15 protein-coding genes and 1 pseudogene are annotated in these 18,178 nt (G+C 71.3%); 8 read left to right on the top strand and 8 right to left on the bottom strand.

From position 1 onward, the window contains the following. The first annotated feature begins 76 nt into the window (after positions 1-76). Positions 77-1,126 carry an iron-siderophore ABC transporter substrate-binding protein gene (locus StrepF001_RS16465; RefSeq protein WP_129798977.1) on the top strand — a complete coding sequence of 350 codons (1,050 nt, stop codon included), beginning with the start codon at positions 77-79 and terminating at the stop codon, positions 1,124-1,126. A gap of 88 nt (positions 1,127-1,214) precedes the next feature. Here the strand turns inward: StrepF001_RS16465 and StrepF001_RS16460 are convergent, their stop codons facing one another. Together StrepF001_RS16460 and StrepF001_RS16455 are read right to left on the bottom strand one after the other, a co-directional pair. After that, positions 1,215-1,484: a hypothetical protein gene (locus StrepF001_RS16460; RefSeq protein ID WP_129798976.1), complete on the bottom strand. Its 270-nt coding sequence runs from the start codon at positions 1,482-1,484 to the stop codon at positions 1,215-1,217. A 565-nt stretch (positions 1,485-2,049) separates the two neighbouring features. Continuing rightward, a complete protein-coding gene (locus StrepF001_RS16455; RefSeq protein ID WP_129798975.1) occupies positions 2,050-4,008 on the bottom strand; it encodes a nitrate- and nitrite sensing domain-containing protein in 1,959 nt (652 codons plus the stop codon). Positions 4,009-4,867: 859 nt separating this feature from the next. Here StrepF001_RS16455 and StrepF001_RS16450 point away from each other — a divergent pair. From StrepF001_RS16450 to StrepF001_RS16430, 5 genes and pseudogenes are all read left to right on the top strand, one after another. Beyond that, positions 4,868-5,833, top strand: a complete 966-nt coding sequence (locus StrepF001_RS16450) for a CPBP family intramembrane glutamic endopeptidase (protein WP_129798974.1) — start codon at positions 4,868-4,870, stop codon at positions 5,831-5,833. Positions 5,834-5,866: 33 nt separating this feature from the next. Beyond that, positions 5,867-6,130, top strand: a complete 264-nt coding sequence (locus StrepF001_RS16445) for a hypothetical protein (protein ID WP_129798973.1) — start codon at positions 5,867-5,869, stop codon at positions 6,128-6,130. An 89-nt stretch (positions 6,131-6,219) separates the two neighbouring features. Further along, positions 6,220-7,788 carry a hypothetical protein gene (locus StrepF001_RS16440; RefSeq protein ID WP_129798972.1) on the top strand — a complete coding sequence of 523 codons (1,569 nt, stop codon included), beginning with the start codon at positions 6,220-6,222 and terminating at the stop codon, positions 7,786-7,788. 208 nt (positions 7,789-7,996) lie between these two features. Further along, a pseudogene (locus StrepF001_RS16435) lies at positions 7,997-9,189 on the top strand (MoxR family ATPase). A gap of 131 nt (positions 9,190-9,320) precedes the next feature. Beyond that, positions 9,321-10,565 (top strand): VWA-like domain-containing protein, encoded by a 1,245-nt coding sequence (locus StrepF001_RS16430; RefSeq protein ID WP_129799131.1) that lies wholly within the window; start codon positions 9,321-9,323, stop codon positions 10,563-10,565. Positions 10,566-10,862: 297 nt separating this feature from the next. Here StrepF001_RS16430 and StrepF001_RS16425 read toward each other — a convergent pair whose 3' ends face one another. The 5 genes from StrepF001_RS16425 to StrepF001_RS16405 form a co-directional block, all read right to left on the bottom strand. After that, positions 10,863-12,425, bottom strand: coding sequence for a glycosyltransferase family 39 protein (locus StrepF001_RS16425; RefSeq protein ID WP_129798971.1), 1,563 nt, complete (start codon positions 12,423-12,425; stop codon positions 10,863-10,865). A gap of 17 nt (positions 12,426-12,442) precedes the next feature. Then, entirely contained in the window at positions 12,443-13,246 is an 804-nt protein-coding gene (locus StrepF001_RS16420) for a class I SAM-dependent methyltransferase (RefSeq protein ID WP_129798970.1), read from the bottom strand. 71 nt (positions 13,247-13,317) lie between these two features. Beyond that, positions 13,318-14,289 (bottom strand): transporter, encoded by a 972-nt coding sequence (locus StrepF001_RS16415; protein WP_129798969.1) that lies wholly within the window; start codon positions 14,287-14,289, stop codon positions 13,318-13,320. Beyond that, positions 14,286-15,206, bottom strand: coding sequence for an ABC transporter ATP-binding protein (locus StrepF001_RS16410; protein WP_129798968.1), 921 nt, complete (start codon positions 15,204-15,206; stop codon positions 14,286-14,288). The genes StrepF001_RS16415 and StrepF001_RS16410 overlap by 4 nt, the downstream gene beginning before the upstream one ends. Continuing rightward, positions 15,203-15,655 carry a GntR family transcriptional regulator gene (locus StrepF001_RS16405; RefSeq protein ID WP_129798967.1) on the bottom strand — a complete coding sequence of 151 codons (453 nt, stop codon included), beginning with the start codon at positions 15,653-15,655 and terminating at the stop codon, positions 15,203-15,205. The genes StrepF001_RS16410 and StrepF001_RS16405 overlap by 4 nt, the downstream gene beginning before the upstream one ends. 198 nt (positions 15,656-15,853) lie before the next feature. On the opposite strand from StrepF001_RS16405, the gene StrepF001_RS49535 reads away from it, so the two are divergent. Together StrepF001_RS49535 and StrepF001_RS16395 are read left to right on the top strand one after the other, a co-directional pair. Then, a complete protein-coding gene (locus tag StrepF001_RS49535) occupies positions 15,854-16,330 on the top strand; it encodes a sigma factor (RefSeq protein WP_276322825.1) in 477 nt (158 codons plus the stop codon). After that, positions 16,318-17,538 carry an RNA-guided endonuclease TnpB family protein gene (locus StrepF001_RS16395; protein ID WP_129798966.1) on the top strand — a complete coding sequence of 407 codons (1,221 nt, stop codon included), beginning with the start codon at positions 16,318-16,320 and terminating at the stop codon, positions 17,536-17,538. The genes StrepF001_RS49535 and StrepF001_RS16395 overlap by 13 nt, the downstream gene beginning before the upstream one ends. Before the next feature lie 68 nt (positions 17,539-17,606). Here StrepF001_RS16395 and StrepF001_RS16390 read toward each other — a convergent pair whose 3' ends face one another. After that, positions 17,607-18,008: a PIN domain-containing protein gene (locus tag StrepF001_RS16390; RefSeq protein ID WP_240797521.1), complete on the bottom strand. Its 402-nt coding sequence runs from the start codon at positions 18,006-18,008 to the stop codon at positions 17,607-17,609. Positions 18,009-18,178: the final 170 nt, after the last annotated feature.

Below are 18,178 nucleotides of genomic sequence, written 5' to 3'. Positions count from 1 at the left end.
CCGGATGTTCCGGATGCACAGACCTCTCATAAAGTAAGGCTCGCCTAAGTTTCATTCGTACGACGGGAGCCTTCCCATGTCTGCCAGCCGCCGCGGTACCGCCGCCGCAGCCCTCGTCCTCGCCGCCGCACTCTCGCTGACGGCCTGCGGCGGTTCCTCCGGAAGCGGGGAGGAGACGTCCGCGGGCGCCTCCGCCGGATCCGGCGACAAGAAGGCGGTCGCCCAGGGCGGCGAGGACTTCTCGAAGGCGGCGGAGCAGACCGCGGCGATGGGCACCGACGCCAAGGCGGGCGAGTGGCCGCGGACCGTCGAGCACGCCCTGGGCGAGACCGAGATCAAGGCCCAGCCCAAGCGCGTCGTCGTCCTGGACGTCGGCGAGCTCGACAACGTGGTGTCGCTCGGCATCAAGCCGGTCGGCCTCGCCCCCACCGAGGGCTCCCCCGAGCTGCCGTCGTACCTGAAGAAGGACGCGGGCAGCCCGGAGAACGTCGGCACGATCAACAACCTCAACCTCGAGGCCATCGCCGCGCTCAAGCCCGACCTGATCCTCGGCAGCCAGCTGCGCGCCGCCGACAAGTACGACGAGCTGTCGCAGATCGCGCCGACCGTCTTCTCCCTGCGCCCGGGCTTCACATGGAAGGAGAACTACCTCCTCAACGCGGCCGCCCTGGACAAGACCGCCGAGGCCAAGGCGCAGCTCGCCGAATACGACGAGAAGGTGGCGGCGCTGAAGGCGAAGCTGGGCGCCGACAAGCCGGCCGTCTCGATGGTCCGTTACCTGCCCGACGGCGTGATCCGCCTCTACGCGAACGCCTCGTTCATCGGCACGATCCTCAAGGACCTCGAGATCCCCCGCCCGAAGAACCAGGACATCGAGGACCTCGCCGCCGAGATCAGCGCCGAGAACATCGACCAGGCCGACGCCGACTACATCTTCACCGGCGTCTACGGCGACCCGAAGGCCACGGACAAGTCCACGGCGCAGGGCAACCCGCTGTGGAAGAACCTCGACGCCGTCAAGGCCGGGCACGCGTACGACGTCCCGGACGAGACCTGGTACCTCGGCCTCGGCGTGATGGCCGCCGACGAGGTCCTCGCCGACCTGGAGGAGCACCTCACCCGGTAGGCACGCGGGCGTACGGCAGCCGGCATCCGGCTGCCGTACGCCGCACAACACGGCAGCCGTAGTTCTTGACCTGGTGTGTCAAGAACACCTACAGCTCCGCTTCGCGACTGGGCTCTCCGAGGCTTGCCGTGTAACGGTTGGCGTCGATGCAACGCTGAGCCTGCTTCCTGAGCAGGGCGCACCAGGGACAAACGAGCAGTCCTCCCAGCGCGCCCCCGACCAGCGCGCCGCCCAATCGGTAGGTGAACCAGCCGGCTGCTCCGCCGATCAGAGCCAGACACAACCCCAGCAGAGAAAGCACGGCGAATCCGAGCCCGAACCATCGCGTGGTGCTGCCGGGGCGGATCGAGCTGTCCATCCATGCGTGGTAACGCTCTGCGCGCTCCACGGCCGGCGCCGCCAGCCGTGGATCCGAGACCGCACGCAGGTGGCACGTACAGCTCCGGTAGCCTTCGCGGTCCGGCACCACTCGGTCCACCCGCTCTCGATTTTCTTCTGCTGGTCGATGAGCACCCAGAGAACGAAAAATGCGGCCAGAAGGGCGAGTGTGACATAAAGGAGAGCTGTCGCCGACGAATCAGACATGGGATTTTCTCACCTCGCGAAATCGGAAATCATCAGCGAGGCAAGAACACCACGCCCCTCCACCGCATAGCGCTTCACCGGCCTCGCCTCGACATTCAGGGTGCCTGGCACCGGGAAAAGGGGCTCGTCCCGAATATTCGTTTCTTGACGGCAAAGTCCCCACGCGGTATAAGGCTCTTCTCCTGGGAAGATCGATGGCCGGTGAGCCGCTCGGGAAGCGAAGTCAGATGTTGTGAACTACGGGCCGATGGGGAACGTCCAGAACCAGCGGCCGCCAACTCCCACCAGAGCGGACGACGGCCGGCTTGGCCTCGCCGTCCCGGGCCCCCGGTGTGCACTCACGTGGCTGCTGCGGTGGTCGAGGCGTCGGGCTGTTGGACGAGTGTGGTGGGCAGGGCGACGTACGCCGTGACGCCCGAGCCCTCCGTGGGGCGCAGCTCGACATGGGCGCCGAGGCGGTTCGCGAGCGCGCCGACAACGTGGTGGCCGAGGAACCGGGTGGGCGCAGCGAGCAGGGAGCCTCCCTTGCCGGACAGCAGGGCGTTGGCCTGCGCCATCCGCTGCGCGGTCATCCCGATTCCCCGGTCGACCACGGCGAGGCAGTACTCGCCGCCGTCCCGCCAGCCGTACACCGCGACGGGTTGCTGGGGCGAGCTGAACATGAGCGCGTTCTCGATCAACTCGGCGAGCAGGTGGGAGAGTTCGGCGACACAGTGGCCACGGACGCGGCACTGCTCGATGTCGGTGACTGCGACGCGCTGGTAATGCTCGACCTCGGAGACGGCCGACTGCACCACCTCGGTGACGGTGACCGCGCTGGGCCAGCGGCGAGCCGGGGGCTCCTCGCCGGCGAGGACGAGCAGGGACTCGGCGTTGCGGCGCATGCGTGTCGCCAGATGGTCGAGCTCGAAGAGCTCGGCGAGGGCGTCCGGGTCGAGTTCCTGGCTCTCCAGGGTGGTGATCAGCCCGAGCTGGCGGCGGAGGAGCGTCTGGTTGCGGCGGCCGAGACTGGCCAGGGACTCGGTGCTGTTGCGGCGCAGGACGGCCTGTTCGACGGCGAGGCCCACGGCTGTGCGCTCGACATTGCGCAGAGCGGCGGCCAGCCGGTTGATCTCCCGTGCGGTGCCGGGGACTTCGGCCGCCTCGCGCTCCGCGGGCAACGGGGTGTCGGGGTCGGTCTCCTGGATGTACCTGACCACGTCCGGCAGCCTGGTGCCCGCGACTGCGTCGGCCTCGTCGGCCAGGGCGCCCAGGGGGCGGGTGATGGAGCGGGCCGAGAACACCGCGAGCGCGCAGGCCACGGCGAGGATCAGCGCGCCCAGCGCCAGGAAGCCGATGAGTTCCCGGGTGGCCGCGCCGCCGACCTGGTCCGCTCGTGCCCGTACGTCGTCACCGACCTGTTTCTGCACACCGTGCAGATCATCGACGAGCGTCGTCATGTCGGCCCACCAGCGGGCGGGGTCGACGTCGAGTGACGAGCCGTCGGCGCCCGCCTCGGCCTTGGCTTCGTACCCGGTGACGCGGCGGGCGGCAGCCGTCCCGAAGGCCTGGTCGAGGGATGACTTCTGGGCGCTGTCGGCAAGTTGGCGGAACTGGCCGAGAGCGGCGACCCGCGTGGCGCGGACATCGGTGAAGTCGAGGTACTCGCCGGAGCGGAACCGCTGTGCCGCGAACACGCCGTTCAGGGAGCCGCGTTCGAGGGCCACGGCCTCCGTGGCACGCGCCAGGGCCTGCAGCGCCTGCACGCCTTGCGCGATACGGCGGTCGCCGTCGGGCACGCCGGCCCCTTCGGCATCGATCAGGGCGGTGACGGCCCGGGTGTAGAAGCGGAGTGTGACAGCGCGGTCGGCTGTGCCGGTGTCGACGGCGGTACGGGTTGCGGTGAGGTCGACGAGCGGGAGCTGGGCCCGGCGTAAGGCGGAGGCCGCGGCCTCGGGCAGATCACCGCTCTCCTCCGAGAGCGCCGCCCTCAAGGACGCACGCGCGTCGTCGGTGCGCGCCCGTTGCCTGCGGACATCGTCCCGGTACTGCTCCGCGCCGCTCAACAGGCCGTTGGTGAGGCCGCGTTCACGCTGGAGCTCACGGACGAGGTCCTGCTCCCGCAGCAGGATGCCGACCTGGGACTCCGTGGCCCGCGCGGCGGACCAGTCGTGGGCGCGGTCGGCAACGCCCAGGCCGGTCAGGGCGAGGAGCAGACAGGTGGGCACGGCAAGGACGATCGCCATACGGCCGCGGATGGAGCCCCAGCCGGGAATGCGGACGGACTGGTCAGGTCGGCGGATTCGGTTCCCCCTCATGCTCCGCGAGGCTAGGGGCGGCCCGGCAGGTGCCTCGTTTCCCGCTCGTAAGACATCGATTCACAGGTGCTCACCCGGCGCGCGCAACAGCTGTGAGAGGGGTCACGGCGATGGATCAGTGGGACTTCGGGCAGGGCCGGTACCGCCGCCCGGCGCCTCACCGGGCCGGCGGCGGGGCTTGTGGCTGCATGGGCACCGCCCCCGGCTGTACGGTCACCGGCCGGGCAACTGGCTGCCTGGTCAGCGCATCCGGTCGCACATTGCCCGAGAGGGTACCGCTGGGGCGGTGGCGCCCGACTGTGCAGCCAGGAACGCTGCGGTCGCACTCGACTCGGCCGAGTGGAGTTACTCCGACGGGACTGCACGGTACGGCTGGTGCTACCGCCGGAGCGTTCGCGGGGGTCTGGGTGACTCCGTGCTGCGGGCCGCCGATGCGGCCGTCGCGGTCGTCGGCAGCGCCAGGCCGCCACCGGCCAGCACCATACGACGATTCAAGGAAAGCTTGGTCATCGGAATCCTCTATTCGGTATTGCAGGGATTTTCCATCCAGCCCGCGCAGTACGCCGGGATATTTTTGAGCCTCCTGTTGTCCGGGGATTTCCTCGGCGAAGACCTGCCTCCGATGAACCCGGCCGGAGGGACTCCGCCATGTCACTGCAATGCGTGGCTTGACACCCGAAACCGATCGCGACAGGCAATCGCCACCACTCGCCTAGCAAAGGCACACCGTCGCGTCAAGTCACGTGCTTCGGGGGCATGACGGACATCTTCACGGTCGTGTCTGCTGACCTCGGGTCCGCGTCAAAGGACGAAGACCTCAGTCAAGTCTCAGCGAGCCTGTGAGATCAAGGTGGAATCCATGAGTACCCACACTCATGCACCGGCGGCCGGAACGCCCTATCACCGGTTGGCGCGGACCATGCCGCACCGCTGGTGGCTTCCGCCGGCGGCCACGCTGGTCGCCGTGGTCGGCTGGTTGCTGCTTACGCTCAACGCGGGATTCGGGCTGGGTGTGGCGGCCTCGCTGGCCGGAGTCGAGCTGGGCACGGGCGACCTGCTGTTCGCCGATCCCCTGTGGGACAACGCCGCCTGGTTGCTCATGCTCGCGCTCCTGCTCCCGGCGGTGCTGCTTGCCGCGCGCCTGGTGCAACGCCGACCGGTCGGCACCCTGTCCTCGGTGACCGGACGGCTGCGCTGGCGTTGGCTGCTGGTCTGCCTGGGGGTGGCCGTGGCCGCGACACTGCTCCTGTTCGGCCTGACGACCGTCTTCACCGCTGGGTCCGGGTCCGGAGCCTTCGAGTCGACGTCCGCTGCCTGGGTGGGCTGGCCGACGTTCCTGGCCGCCGCCGCGATGCTCGTCCTGCTGGTGCCGCTCCAGGCCGCCGCCGAGGAGTACGTCTTCCGCGGCTGGATCCCCCAGGTCTTCGGCTGCTACCTGCGCACCCCTTGGGTCGGCATCACCGCGGGAGGTCTGCTGTTCGCCCTGTCCCACGGGCTGGGCACGCCGTGGGGCTTCGCCGACCTGGTCCTGGTCGGCCTCGTCCTGGGCGTGCTGGTGATCCGTACCGGTGGCCTGGAGGCGGCCATCGCCCTCCATGTGGTCAACAACCTCTTCTTCTTCCTCCTCTCCGCCACCGTCGTGGACGGGCTCAGCGATACCACCACCAACGCCGGGGACGCCCCCTGGGCACTGCTGGCGGCCGAGGCGATCGTGCTGCCGCTGTACGCGTGGGTGGTCCTGCGCCTGAGCCACCGGTTCCGCATCGCACGCACCGCCCCCGACCCCACTCGCCGCCTGGCGGAGCCTGCGGCCACCACAGCTTGAAAGATCCACACCTCACCTGAGAACGGAGCAGGCATGAACCATGAAGTCACGGACGTCACAGCGTCCGAGGAGCAGAAGTTGTCCAAGGGTGTGGCGATCGTCGCCACGATCACGGCAGCGGTGTGCGGGGCGGCAATTGTGCTGGCGGTGTTCTCCTGGCTGGGCTGGGTCCCCTATCCATGGTTGGGGTGGCTCGTCGCCAAGGGGGCGTGGAAGCTCGCGGTGATCGGGTCGGTCGGTTTCGTGGGTCTGCCCGCCTTGCTGCGGCAGGGCCGTACGAAGAAGAAAGGGCACTGACAGATCGTTATCGGGGTGGTTACGATGCTGCAGATGAAGAACCTCTCCTCGTACGGATTGGGGGAATCGTTCGCGCAAGGTGAGTGCTGATGGCACATCACTTCGCGAACGTGATTCCGTCCCGCTTGTTGATGTGGCAGCGCGTGCGTGAGTACGCCGTGCCACCGTCCATGATCGAGACTGCGACCGCCCGGCGTGCGGTCGGCGACTGGGCGGGGGCCTGCGCCGCCGCCCGGATCGACGTCGATCTCGATCTGCGCGCCGTGCGCGACCGCCACGGCACCGATCTCGTCACCCGCCTCCGTGCAGATCTGCGTCTGCTGGCGCCGGATCTGCTCCGCTGGCACATGCCCAGGATCGCCCCCGACGGGCGGCTCCGGCCCGGCCTGACCATCTCCCTGGCCCGTTACCGGAGTTCCGGCGCCACGCCGCTGCACTTGGTGGTGCGGACACCGCCGGCCTGGGCGGACGCCGGACAGCGGATGTCCCTGGCCCTGTGGGAGGGGCCCGGGAGCGGTGCCCCCGGGCATCATCCGCACCCGCACCCGCATCCCGACCGGCGTTTCCGGCTCGACCTGCACCGGCATCTCTGGGACTCCGGGCGGAGCGGCGAACTGGCGCGGCGGTGCGGTGCGGGCGGGGTACCGCCCGTGCCGCCCGACCGGATCCACCTATCCGGTCGACCAGGCCCGCCAGATCGTCCCGATCGGCCTGCCCTCCACGATTCCGCGTGGGCGGTGGCACGTTGGGCCGCCGAGGCAGAGTTGCTGTTGCGGGCCGAGGGGCGCCCTCGCGGGGCCTTCACCGTGCGGCTCGGTGCGCGGAGCCGCGCCGTGCTCGAACTCGTCGCCCCCGACGACAGCCATGCCCCGACGTTCCGGCCGCTGCGGGAGGCGCTGCCGCCGCAGGAGGTCGCGGCGCTTCCGGTGCTGCCGGAGGCGGCGGCCCGGGTCCTTCCGGATCTGGAACTGTTGCAGGCCGGGCTGATCGCGGCCGAGCGGCTGCATCCGCTCGTCGGCGCAGCACTGGCGGCGTCCGGCACGGGGGCGGCGTCCGACACGGGGGCGACGTCCAGCACGGGGGCGACGTCCAGCACGGGGGCGACGTCCGGCACGGCACCGGTGGCCGGCCCCGCGCCCGGGCCCGGCGATCCGCACCGGGTGGAGTGCCGGGGCGAGGTCCACCGGATCGCGCTGCGGGACGGGGTGCTGACGGCGATCGACCACGACCCGGCCCAACTGCACCGGGAGGAGCTGCTGGTGGCGCTCGGCGGGCCGGCGCTGCCGTGCCTGCGGGCGATCGACGCGGTGCACCGCAACCCGGAGGCACTGCCTGCGGTCCGGGAGCGGCTCGCCCACGGTGACGTCGCCGGGGCGCTGGACGTGGTCGAGGGGCTGCTCGGTCCCGGTGCGGTCCTGCGCGACGGGCCGCTCCGGGAGGCACTGGAGTCGGCTGCGGCCCGCCGTATCGACCACGGGCTCTTCCGCTCCGGGCTGGTCGCCGTGCACCCCGGTGCCGGTGCGGTCGGGGGCGGGGACGCCTCGGGCGTGGGGCAGGCGAAGGCGGGCCGCCGTCCCCGGATCGACCGCCGTACGCCGCTCGTACTGCGCCGCAAGCGGACCAGCCGGGCCCGGCCCCGCACCGGCCTGTTCAGCTGATCCGCCCAACTCCCCTGCTCTCTCGCGCATTCCGCGCCGCACTCCACACGACATCCGGGACGGGCCGCCCCGTCCCCTTATCCCACCCCCAGGTGATGACCATGACTTCCAGCACCCTTCTGCAGCCCCGTTCCCGGCCGCCGACAAACCCGCACCCACCCCCGCCGCCTCCGGAACCGGCACCCAACTCGCCCTCGCCGGCGACCTCCTGTCCCTCCTGCGGACGACCACCACCGAGCCGCGCCCCGACGAGCAGCTCGAAGCGCTCACCCTGGCCGTCGCGGCCGACCTGCCCGTGCTGCTCTGGGGCGAGCCGGGCATCGGCAAGACCGCGGCCCTGACACAGCTCGCCACCTCCCTCGATCTGCCGCTGACGACCGTGATCGCCAGCGTCCACGAACCGTCCGACTTCTCCGGACTGCCCATCGTGGGCGAAGACCCGGCGGTGCAGGGGGTGCCGATGGCGCCGCCGCAGTGGGCGGTGGAGCTCGTGCGGGCCGGGCGGGGGCTGCTCTTCCTGGACGAACTCTCCACCGCCACCCCGGCCGTCCAGGCCGCACTGCTCCGGGTCGTCCTGGAGCGGAAGGTAGGTGCGCTTCAACTGCCGCCGGGCGTACGGATCGTGGCCGCCGCCAATCCGCGCGCGTCGGCGGCGGACGGGTGGGAGCTGAGCCCGCCGCTGGCCAACCGGTTCGTGCATCTGTACTGGGTGCACGACCGGGAGGTGGTGGTCCGCGGGCTGGGCGGGGTCTGGCCCCGGGCGGAGCTGCCCCGGCTGGTGCCGGAGCGGCTGCCGGAGGCGGTGGCTTTCGCCCGGCGCGCGGTCTGCGGCTTCCTTCAGGCCCGGCCGACGCTGATCCACCGGCTGCCGAACACCGAGACACGGCGCGGCGGTGCCTGGCCCTCGCCCCGGAGCTGGGAGGCCGCGTTGACCCTGCTGGCCTTCGGCACGGCGGCCTCCGTCTCCCGGGAGGTGCTGGCGCTGCTGGTGCGGGGCGCGGTGGGGGACGGGCCGGGGCTCGAACTCCTCGCCCATGTGGACCGGATGGACCTGCCGGATCCGGAGTCGCTGCTGGCCGATCCGGCCTCCGCCGAGCTGCCGGTGCGAGGCGATCTGCGTCAGGCGACGCTGGAGGCGGTGGTGGCCGCCGTCGGGCGCGGCCGGAGCGGGAGCGGTGGGAGGCGGGCTGGGCGGTGCTGGTCCGGGCGCTGGAGACCGGCGCCCCGGACCTGCTGGTCGCCCCGGCGACGGCGCTGGCCGCGCTGCGGCGCGACGACTGGGAGGTGCCGGAGGCGGTGGAGCGGCTGGCCGGGGTCGGTCTCGCCCGGCGGGCGGACCGGTCGGTGGGGCGGGCCGCGGCGGCGGCCGACGCCGGGCGGGCTACGGGGGCACGCCGATGACGGGGGCCGCGAAGCGCCCGCTGCCGCGCCCGATGTCCCGGCCCGCGCCGCCGCGCCCGGTGCGGGCCACCGTGCCGAGGCCGCCGGCCGGCTCCGGCGGGCCGTACGACCGGCCCGGACTCCCGCTGGACATGGAGAAGTTGCTGGCCGCCCGGTTGCACGCGGTGAAGGTCCGCCCCTACCTTGCCGCCGCGCTCTTCGCACTGCACGTGGTGGAGGACCGGTCGGTACCGACGATGGCGGTGGACGCGCACTGGCGCGCTTACGTCTCCCCCGGCTTCGTGGCGCGCACCCCGGTGGAGGAACTGGCGGGCGTCTGGGTGCACGAGGTCTCCCATCTGCTCCGGGACCACCACGGGCGGGGCGAGCGGTATGCGCGGGAGCACGAGCAGCACGGGCCGGGCGGGCGAAGCGAGAGGGGGGTCCGCTCGGCCGAAGGCTGGGAGAGGCTGCGGCGGAACATCGCCGCCGACTTCGAGATCAACGACGACATCTACGGTGACGGTCTGCCCCTGCCTACGGGGGCCGTGCTGCCGTCCCTGCTGCGGCTGCCCGACGGGCTGCTGATGGAGGAGTACCTGCGGACGGCGTCGATGTCCGGGCTCGCCGCGGACCTGGCCTGGCTGGACTGCGGCAGTGGTGCCGACGGGCAGGAACGGCCGTGGGAGCTGGGGCCCGACGGGGCCCACGGGCTGAGCAGGCAGCAGCGGGACGCGGTTCGCTTCCGGGTCGCCGAGGGGATCAAGGGCCGGCCGGGCGACGCGCCGGAGGGATGGCGCCGGTGGGCGGACGAGGCGTTCCATCCGCCGCAGCCGTGGCGGCAGTTGCTGGGGGCGGCGGTTCGCTCGGCGGCGGGCGCGCCGGGCGTGGGCGAGGACCACAGCTACCGGCGTCCGTCCCGGCGCTCGGCGAGCGTCCCCGGGGTGGTGCTGCCGAGCCTGCGCCGTACGCCACCCCGGGTCTGCGTCGTGATCGACACCTCCGGGTCGGTGAGCGACGCCGAGCTGGGCAGCGCCCTGCTGGAGGTGGCGGCGATCTCGCGAGCGGTGGGCGGGCGGCGCGACCTGGTCTCGGTGATCTCCTGCGACGCGGCGGCCGGGGTCGCCGTCCCGCTCTGCCGCGCCGAGAACATCGCACTGGTCGGCGGCGGGGGAACGGATCTGCGCTCCGGCTTCGCCCGGGCGCTCCGCTCCCGGCCCCGCCCGGACGTGATCGTCGCCCTGACGGACGGTCAGACGCCGTGGCCCTCCGCGCAGCCACCCTGCCGCACCGTCGTCGGTCTCTTCCCCCGTCCCACCCGTGCCGTGGACGAGGAGAACCCCGACTACGTCCCGGATGCCCCGCCGCCTTGGGCGCGGTTCGTCACCATCGGCTGAGAAAGCGCGGTGGCGCGGCATCGCCGTTCGTCTACGAGCGCTGACGCTCTTCGACCTGCACAACAGACTGCCGTCCAGCGGCAGTTACACGGACCTGCCGGTCGGCTGACGAGTCGAAGGGCCGGCCCCGTCCGACCCCGGACGATCGTCGTGCCTGACACCGCCGCGTCGTGAGCCCGGCATCGAAGCGGGCGCCCTCGCATCGAGGGCGCCCGTTTTGATGTGCGAGTCAGGCCGGCGTCCTGACCGCCGAGCCCGCGCGGGCCGGCTCCCGCAGTAAGCGCAGGTGGCGCCGATTCACGGCCTGTTGGCAGCAGGCTGGTTGTGATCCGGGCGGTCGATTCGTTCGTAGAGGGTGATGCTGCGGCCGCGTTGGATCGTGGTGGAGCGTTTGGTGAAGTGCTCGCGGAGGATGCGTTGTTTGGCACGGTCGCGGGCGTTGCGGGCGGGGCGGGACTCTGCGTCGCTGATGAGGATGATGTGCCGTTCGCGCAGCATTGCTCGGGCTGTGGTGCCGGGGTCTGTTTCGATGCCGTGCAGGGTGGCGGACTCGACGGGGTGCTGGGCGAGCGCGATGTCGCGCAGGCCGTGGAACGCGGCTGGGGTGACCAGGGCGGTGTCGCGTCGGGCCGAGGGAAGGAAGACGACCGCGGCGCCCTGTCCACGCGCTGCGTCCACCAGGGTGGCCGCAGCCAGTACGTCGTCGACGCGGCTGTGTGGACTGCGTATGTGCTGTTCCACGGGGAGCAGGGCGAGGAACGCGAGTGCCGTGACGGCGGCGAGCGGAACTCCGGGGTGGGTGGGCAGGCGCGTGGCGAGTGTGGCGATCGCTGCCCCGAGGAGGAGGGCGAGGCCGATGTGGGCGAACAGGACGTAGCGGCCGACGTAGAGGGGCTGCCAGGTGAGCGAGACGGCGAGGAGCAGCAGCTGCGGGACGGCGCACAGGGGGACGGCCACGGCGGCCAGGCTCACTTGCCCGCCGGCAGATCGGTGTGCGCGGCGCAGGAGTGCGCAGCCGCCGGCCGCAAGGATGGTGGCTGCGACGGTGTACAGAGTGCCGGGGCTGGTGGGCTGTATCCAGGAGACCTGCCTGGACTGGCCCCGGCTGGCCAGGACGAGGGGCAGGGCGCCGAGTACGGCGGTGCTTGCGGCGAGCAGCCAGCGCACCCGGACGATGCGGTGGGGCCGGGCGAGGGCGAGCGTGGCGGCGTGGGCGGGCAGCACGAGCAGGGAGAACCAGTTGAGCAGCGCGCCGAGCAGGACGACGACGGCGTACGCGCTCCAGGTGCGGGCGCGCGGGCGGTGCATGGCCGCCACCAGCAGCCAGGAGGCGAGCGCGACGGTGGCGGTCACCATCGCGTACGGGCGGCCTTCCTGTGCGTACGTCTGGAGGGTGGGCAGCAGCGCGAAGGCGAGCCCCGCGCCGAGCCCGCTCCACCGGCCCGCGAGCCGGGCGCCGAGGTCGGCGGCGAGGGAGGCCGCCACGGCCATGGCGAGGACGGAGGGCAGCCGCAGCGTCAGGAGACTGTCGCCGAAGGCCCCGAACACGACGTGCATGAGGGCGTAGTACAGGCCGTGGACGACGTCTGCGTGCCCGAGCAGTTGCCAGATCTCGGGCAGGCTGCGGTGGGCGACCTGCCAGGTGGCGGCCTCGTCGCGCCACATGCTGTCCTGGCGGGTGATCCCCCACAGGCCCAGGGAGATCACGAGGCCCGCGGGCACGGCTGCCGTGAGTGCGCGGCTCGGGCCGGGCCGTGGGGTGGCCGGCGGCACGGGCGGGCGCGGGACGACGGGTGGCCGGGACGTGGCGACGGTGGGCGGGTCGAGCAGGGTGCCCGGGTGCCCTGTGGGGGACGGCATGTCGGATTCCGGCCGTCTCAGGTGGTGGGCAGGGCCGAGCGGCTGACCCGTATCTTCGACTGGCCGTGCGGGCGCTGCTCCCAGTCCTCCATGAAGCGCGCGTGCAGGCCGTGCTTGCGGGCCAGGGCCAGGAGGGTCTCGGTGCGGTAGTAGAAGTCCTCGCGCAGCACCTGGTGTTCGGTGCCCTCGGTGCGGTCGAAGGTGAAGTCGAAGAACCCGGTGTCGGTCAGCACACGGCCGACGTGGGCGAGGCATTCCTCGATGACGTGCAGCGGCGAGTGGGAGAAGACGCTGTGCGCGTGGATGACGTCGAAGTGGTTGCTGGGCAGGAAGTCCAGGGTGAGGTCGCCGGTGATGGTCAGGTGCGGCAGCTTGTCCTGGAGACTGCGCTCGACGAGCGTCTTCTTGGCGGCGATCAGGATGTCGGGCGAGATGTCGATGCCGTAGTAGTTGCCGGTGTCGAGGTGGTCGATGAAGCGCCAGCCGCCGCGCAGGTTGCCGCAGCCGATGTCGAGCATGCGGTGCTCGGGGCGCAGCTCGTGCTCGATGAGGTAGTCGAACTGCATCTGCCCGAGCGCCAGCCAGCGTTCGTGGGTCTGGCTGCCGACCGCGGCCTCCGGGTTGCGGCGGGTGTCCGAGGCCATCACGGCCCGGTAGTAGCCGACGTGGTCGGGGTGCTTCAGGCGCAGCCAGGCGTCCCGGCCGGCCCGGCGCAGGTACGGGGTGACGCGGCCGGGGTGGCGCAGGGCATAGCCGATCTTGTGGGTGAGGGCGGCGCGGTTGTTGCGGAGCTTCTTCGGTGACTTGGCGTCTGCGGGCATGGTGAAGCGACCTCCGTACAAAGGGGACCCCGGGTGAGGGGCTGAAGGGCAGATGCGTTGGTTCGGCGCGGTCAGATGCGGCGGCGCAGAAGCAGCACGGTGACGGCCGTGAGCAGGAGGGCGAGGCCGCCGAGGACGGCGGTGTCGGTCCACTGGAAGGCCCAGTAGTCGCCGGCCGGGTTGGCCTCGTAGAAGCGGGCGACGTACCCGTTCCGGTCCATGCAGTCCTTGAGCTGGGCACCTGACGGGAAGGGGCAGTTCATCACGTCGTCGCGGCGGCCGGAGGCGGTGATCAGGCCGTAGTGGCCGGCCGACCACTTCTCGCCCATGGGCAGTTTGGGGACGCTGCCGGCGCTGGTGTAGATGTGCGGCGGGACCAGCAGGCGCGTCTTGTGCGTCCACTCCAGTACGAGTGTCATCGCCCCGGTGACCAGGAGGGTCAGGCCCATCGCGGCCAGGACCCGGCGGGCCAGCAGACCCAGCAGTGTGCCGGCCGCCAGGCCGAACAGGGCGGCTGCGACGACCCGCGGGCCCGAGCCGCTCAGGGCCGTGGTCTCGTACCAGAACAGGCCGTAGCTCCGGTCGGCGGCCGGTCGCCACCACCACGCGAACACTCCCGCGAGCAGGCCGGAGAGGGTCACCGCGGTCGCCGCGGCGAGGGCGAACCGGGAGGCGAACCACTGGCCGCGGCTCACGCCCTGGGTCAGAACCATGCGGTGCGTGCCCAGTTCCCGGTCGCGGCCCAGCAGCGGGGCGCCCCAGAAGACGCCGATGATGACGGGCAGGGCGATGTTGAGCGCCCCGAGGTACTGCAGCGGCTGGATGTCCAGCAGCAGGGGCACACCGGTGTCGGAACGCGTGCAGGAGACGGGCCCGGGGTCGCAGTGGTCGAACAGCCCGCTGCGCAGGGCGTCCAGCATGCCCGAGCGGTAGTACGCGGCGATCGCCGCGGCGGCGGCCAGAACGGCCGCGCCGACGCCGGCCAGCACCCGCTGCTGGCGCCAGGCGAGCCAGAGGGAGCCGTGCCAGAGGGAGCTGTTCATGCCGCCGCCTCCGTCCGCTCGGCGGGGGCGGGGCGCACCATGTCATCGGCGCCATCGGCCTGGAGGTGGCCGACCAGGATGTCCTCCAGCCTGGGCCGCTCGACGTGCCAGTCGCCGTGCAGCGGTCCGTGCTGCCGTACGAGGGCGGTCAGTTGTCTGCCGGCGGTCCGGCGGTGGACGACGGTGTGGCATCCGGCCAGGGTGTCGGCCTGGTCGGCCTGTCCGGTGAGGATGACGTGGCTCTCGCGCAGTGCGTCGGCGTCCTCGCTCAGCTCGATGCGGCCGTTGCGCAGCAGCAGCACCCAGTCGCAGGTCTGCTCCAGTTCGGGCAGGACGTGCGAGGACAGCACGATGCTCATGCCGCGGTCGGCGGCCTGGGCCATCAGCGCCGCCATGATCTCGCCTCGCGCCACGGGGTCGAGGTCGGCCATCGGCTCGTCGAGCAGCAGCAGTTCGGGCCGCTTGCCGAGCGCCAGGGCGAGTGCGACACGGGTGCGCTGTCCGGGGGACAGCTCGCCGACGCGGGCGGTGAGCGGGATGCTGCCCTCACGGACGGTCTGCTCGGCGGCTGCCCGGTCCCACGAGGAGTTCAGCTTCTCGCCCATCCGCAGGGTGTCCGCCACGGTGAAGCGGAGGTAGAGCGGCTTGTCCTGGGTGAGCAGAGCGACCCGGGCGCGGGCTTCGGGTGCGCCCGGTACGGCGTCCAGTACGCGTATCTCCCCGGCGTCGGCGTGCAGCAGGCCGCCGGCCAGGTGCAGCAGGGTGCTCTTGCCGGCGCCGTTGCGTCCGACGAGGGCGGTGATACGTCCGCTGGGCACGGTGAACTCGCAGTCCCGCAGGGCCCAGCCGCTCCGCGCCCGGTACCGGAACCCGAGTCCCGTGGCGCGCAGTGCGGCCGGTGCGTCAGGCCCGGTCATGCGTCCTCCTCCTTGCGCTCCCGGTCGCCCGGGGTGTGCTGGTGTTGCTCGTGTTGCTCTTTGTCGTGTGCGTCCAGGGCGGCGGTGACCATGGCGAGGATGTCGGCCCGTTCCAGTCCCGCCGCACGCGCGCGTGCCGTCCAGTCGGTGAGGTCCGTGCGCAGGGGCGAGTCGTTCTCCGCGCCGGGCCGCGCGAGCGACCGCGTCACGAAGGTCCCCAGCCCACGGCGCAGCTCGACCAGGCCGGCCTGCTCCATGTCGCGGTAGGCCCGCAGCACGGTGTTGGGGTTGATGGCGGTCGCCGCCACCACCTCCCTCGCCGTGGGCAGCTTGTCCCCGACCTTCAACGTGCCCATCCGGAGCGCCCGTTCGGTCTGCTCGACGATCTGCACGTAGGCGGGTACGCCGCTGCCACGGTCGATCCGGTACTCGACCACGTCACCTTCCATGGTTTCAGTGGGCTTCCATTAATGAATTAACACAAGCATGGTGGAAGGGTTGCAGGGATGTCAACGTGAGGGTGTCGGCGGTGGTGTCGATCGCCGTTGCGGCGCCGGCCCGAACGTCGCGGTGTGGCGCAGGCCATAGGAACCCGGGTGGGACGGCGGAGCGTACAGAGTGTGAGGCAGACAGAACCAGCGGAGTCGATGCGTGCACGCATACGGGCAGGGGACCGTGCGGCGTTCGCCGACCTGTACGACGAGCATGCGAGGGCGGTCTACAACCATGCCCTGCGCCTGACCGGCAACTGGTCGGAGGCGGAGGAGGCCATGTCCGAGACCTTCCTCGCCGCCTGGCGTACCCGGGAGACGGTGGAGCGGAGGGCGGTTCACCTGTTTCTTGCGAGGACGCCCCGGCGTTCACGCCGGGAGGATCGCATCCGGGCGTTGCGACGCGGAGCGTCGCCGCATCCGGTTCAGGGCGCGGAGCGCCCGTACTTGCCGGCAGACCGGGGTGATGCGAACGGTGATGCAAACGCGTGTGCCTGTGATCGCTGGTTGGGGTGGTGGCTGCGCGATCGGGGTACGGGTGTGCGGCGGTCGTACATACGGTCCTCTCGTAGGGCTCGGGATGCCACGGCATCCCGTCCGGGGACCGTGAGGGGGAAGACATGGCGCAGGTGAGGGCGGCTGCGGAAGCCGGGCATGCCCGCTACACCTACCGGCTGCGCGTGTCGTCCACCGCCCGCTCCGCCCTGATGGACGAGTGGGACCGGTGCCGCTGGGTGTGGAACGAGTGCGTGGCCAAGTCCAAGGCCGTGCACCTGCACAACAAGGCGACCGGGGCGAAACAGACGTGCGGCCCGGCTCAACTCGACAGGATGCTGACCCAAGCCCGCACCCGTACGCCGTGGCTGCGCGAGGGCTCGTCGGTTCCCCAGCAGCAGATCATCCGTGACTTCGGCCGCTCCCGGGCCAAGGCGCACAAGGACATCAAAGAGCGCCTGCCGATGCGGCAGCGGGCCGGGATGCCGAAGTGGAAGACCAAGCGTGAGGCGCTGCCGACGCTGAACTACACCCGGCGCGGCTTCCGCATCAAGGACGGCCGCCTGCACCTGGCCGGGGGCATCGTCGTGACGGTGGTGTGGTCGCGCGAACTGCTGACTGAGCCGTCCTCGGTGCGCGTGTACCAGGACAGCCGGGGGCACTGGTACTGCTCGTTCGTCGTGCCCGCCCAGGTGCAGCCGCTGCCGGAGACCGGCCGCGTGATCGGTATCGACTGGGGCGTGAAGGAGACCGCCACCACCACATCCGACGCCCACGACCTCCCCCACGCCGAGCACGGCAGGAAGGCGAAGCAGAAGCTGACCCGGTACGACCGGATGATGGCCCGCCGCAAACCGGCGAAGGGCCAGGCCGGATCGAACGGCTACCGCGCGGCGAAGAAACTGCGGGCGAAGGCGCACCAGAAGGTCGCCCGGCAGCGCGCGGACACCGGCCGCAAGTGGGCCAAGCAGGTCGTCCGCGACCACGACGCCCTCGCGGTGGAGGACTTCCGCCCGAAATTCCTCGCCAGGACATCGATGGCCCGCAAGGCCGCCGACGCCGCCATCGGCGCCACCAAGGCCGCTCTGATCGAGATGGGCCGCAAGCACGGGCGGGACGTCCGCCTCGTCCACCCCGCGCACACCACGATGGACTGCGCGCACTGCGATGCGAGAGCCAAGCACGCACTGCCGCTGGGTGAGCGCACCTTCACCTGCACCGCGTGCGGAGTCTCCTCCCCGAGGGACAAGAACTCCGCCCGCGTGATGCTCGTCCGGGCTGGTCTCAACCCGGCTGGTGCTGATGGCGGAAGACCTCCTGGAGCGCTGCTCCAGGAGGCGGCCTGAGCCAGGAATCCCCTCCCCTTCAGGGAGGGGAGAATTCAATTCCGACACACTGTTCGGAACCAGCGCGATCATGAAGCGCACGGTCGTCGACCAGTACGGCAAGGCACCCGCCAAGACCAACAGCTGACCTGCATCACGTCGGGCGTCAGGCCGTGGTGGGCCGCCGTGGCGGCGATGATGAGGTCCACGGCCGAGGCACTGCGATGCTCTCCGGCTTGGGCCGTACGGTGGTGCACCGCGCTGATCCAGCGGCCTGCGTTCTTCGGCACCGAGGCGTCGGGGTAGAGGTCGGTGAACATCTCCGCGATCTCGTCGTACTCGCGACTGTTTCGCGCGCTGTACAGGAACTCGGCGCGCTGCGCGTAGCAGGATGCGATGGCCCCGGCATCGATCGCGTCGGACCAGGCCGACTGCAGTTTTGGATCGCGGAGCAGCCGGACCAGGCCGGAAGGGTCGAGCAGGTAGATCACTGGCTGCGCTTCTCCACCCGGTGCAGGCGTTCCGCGTCCTCGACGGCACCCCACTCGCGCGCGCTCGAACAATCGCGCCCGCCCAAGTCGCTCCCCGAGCTGAGAGCGTGAGTTCGGTTCTCGTCACTTGCTCCAGTTGAAGGCCCAGTTCAGAGACCTGGGCCTTGTCC

It is taken from the genome of Streptomyces sp. F001, assembly GCF_004187715.1.
Classification (GTDB): Bacteria; Actinomycetota; Actinomycetes; order Streptomycetales; family Streptomycetaceae; genus Streptomyces; species Streptomyces flavusporus.
This window is presented reverse-complemented; position numbering and strand designations above follow the sequence as displayed.

Bases quoted from the DNA above. Each gene is read 5' to 3' on its own strand.
- StrepF001_RS16465 (WP_129798977.1), top strand. From the start codon at position 77: ATGTCTGCCAGCCGCCGCGGTACCGCCGCCGCAGCCCTCGTCCTCGCC.
- StrepF001_RS16460 (WP_129798976.1), bottom strand. From the start codon at position 1,484: ATGGACAGCTCGATCCGCCCCGGCAGCACCACGCGATGGTTCGGGCTC.
- StrepF001_RS16455 (WP_129798975.1), bottom strand. From the start codon at position 4,008: ATGAGGGGGAACCGAATCCGCCGACCTGACCAGTCCGTCCGCATTCCC.
- StrepF001_RS16450 (WP_129798974.1), top strand. From the start codon at position 4,868: ATGAGTACCCACACTCATGCACCGGCGGCCGGAACGCCCTATCACCGG.
- StrepF001_RS16445 (WP_129798973.1), top strand. From the start codon at position 5,867: ATGAACCATGAAGTCACGGACGTCACAGCGTCCGAGGAGCAGAAGTTG.
- StrepF001_RS16440 (WP_129798972.1), top strand. From the start codon at position 6,220: ATGGCACATCACTTCGCGAACGTGATTCCGTCCCGCTTGTTGATGTGG.
- StrepF001_RS16430 (WP_129799131.1), top strand. From the start codon at position 9,321: ATGGAGAAGTTGCTGGCCGCCCGGTTGCACGCGGTGAAGGTCCGCCCC.
- StrepF001_RS16425 (WP_129798971.1), bottom strand. From the start codon at position 12,425: ATGCCGTCCCCCACAGGGCACCCGGGCACCCTGCTCGACCCGCCCACC.
- StrepF001_RS16420 (WP_129798970.1), bottom strand. From the start codon at position 13,246: ATGCCCGCAGACGCCAAGTCACCGAAGAAGCTCCGCAACAACCGCGCC.
- StrepF001_RS16415 (WP_129798969.1), bottom strand. From the start codon at position 14,289: ATGAACAGCTCCCTCTGGCACGGCTCCCTCTGGCTCGCCTGGCGCCAG.
- StrepF001_RS16410 (WP_129798968.1), bottom strand. From the start codon at position 15,206: ATGACCGGGCCTGACGCACCGGCCGCACTGCGCGCCACGGGACTCGGG.
- StrepF001_RS16405 (WP_129798967.1), bottom strand. From the start codon at position 15,655: ATGGAAGGTGACGTGGTCGAGTACCGGATCGACCGTGGCAGCGGCGTA.
- StrepF001_RS49535 (WP_276322825.1), top strand. From the start codon at position 15,854: ATGCGTGCACGCATACGGGCAGGGGACCGTGCGGCGTTCGCCGACCTG.
- StrepF001_RS16395 (WP_129798966.1), top strand. From the start codon at position 16,318: ATGGCGCAGGTGAGGGCGGCTGCGGAAGCCGGGCATGCCCGCTACACC.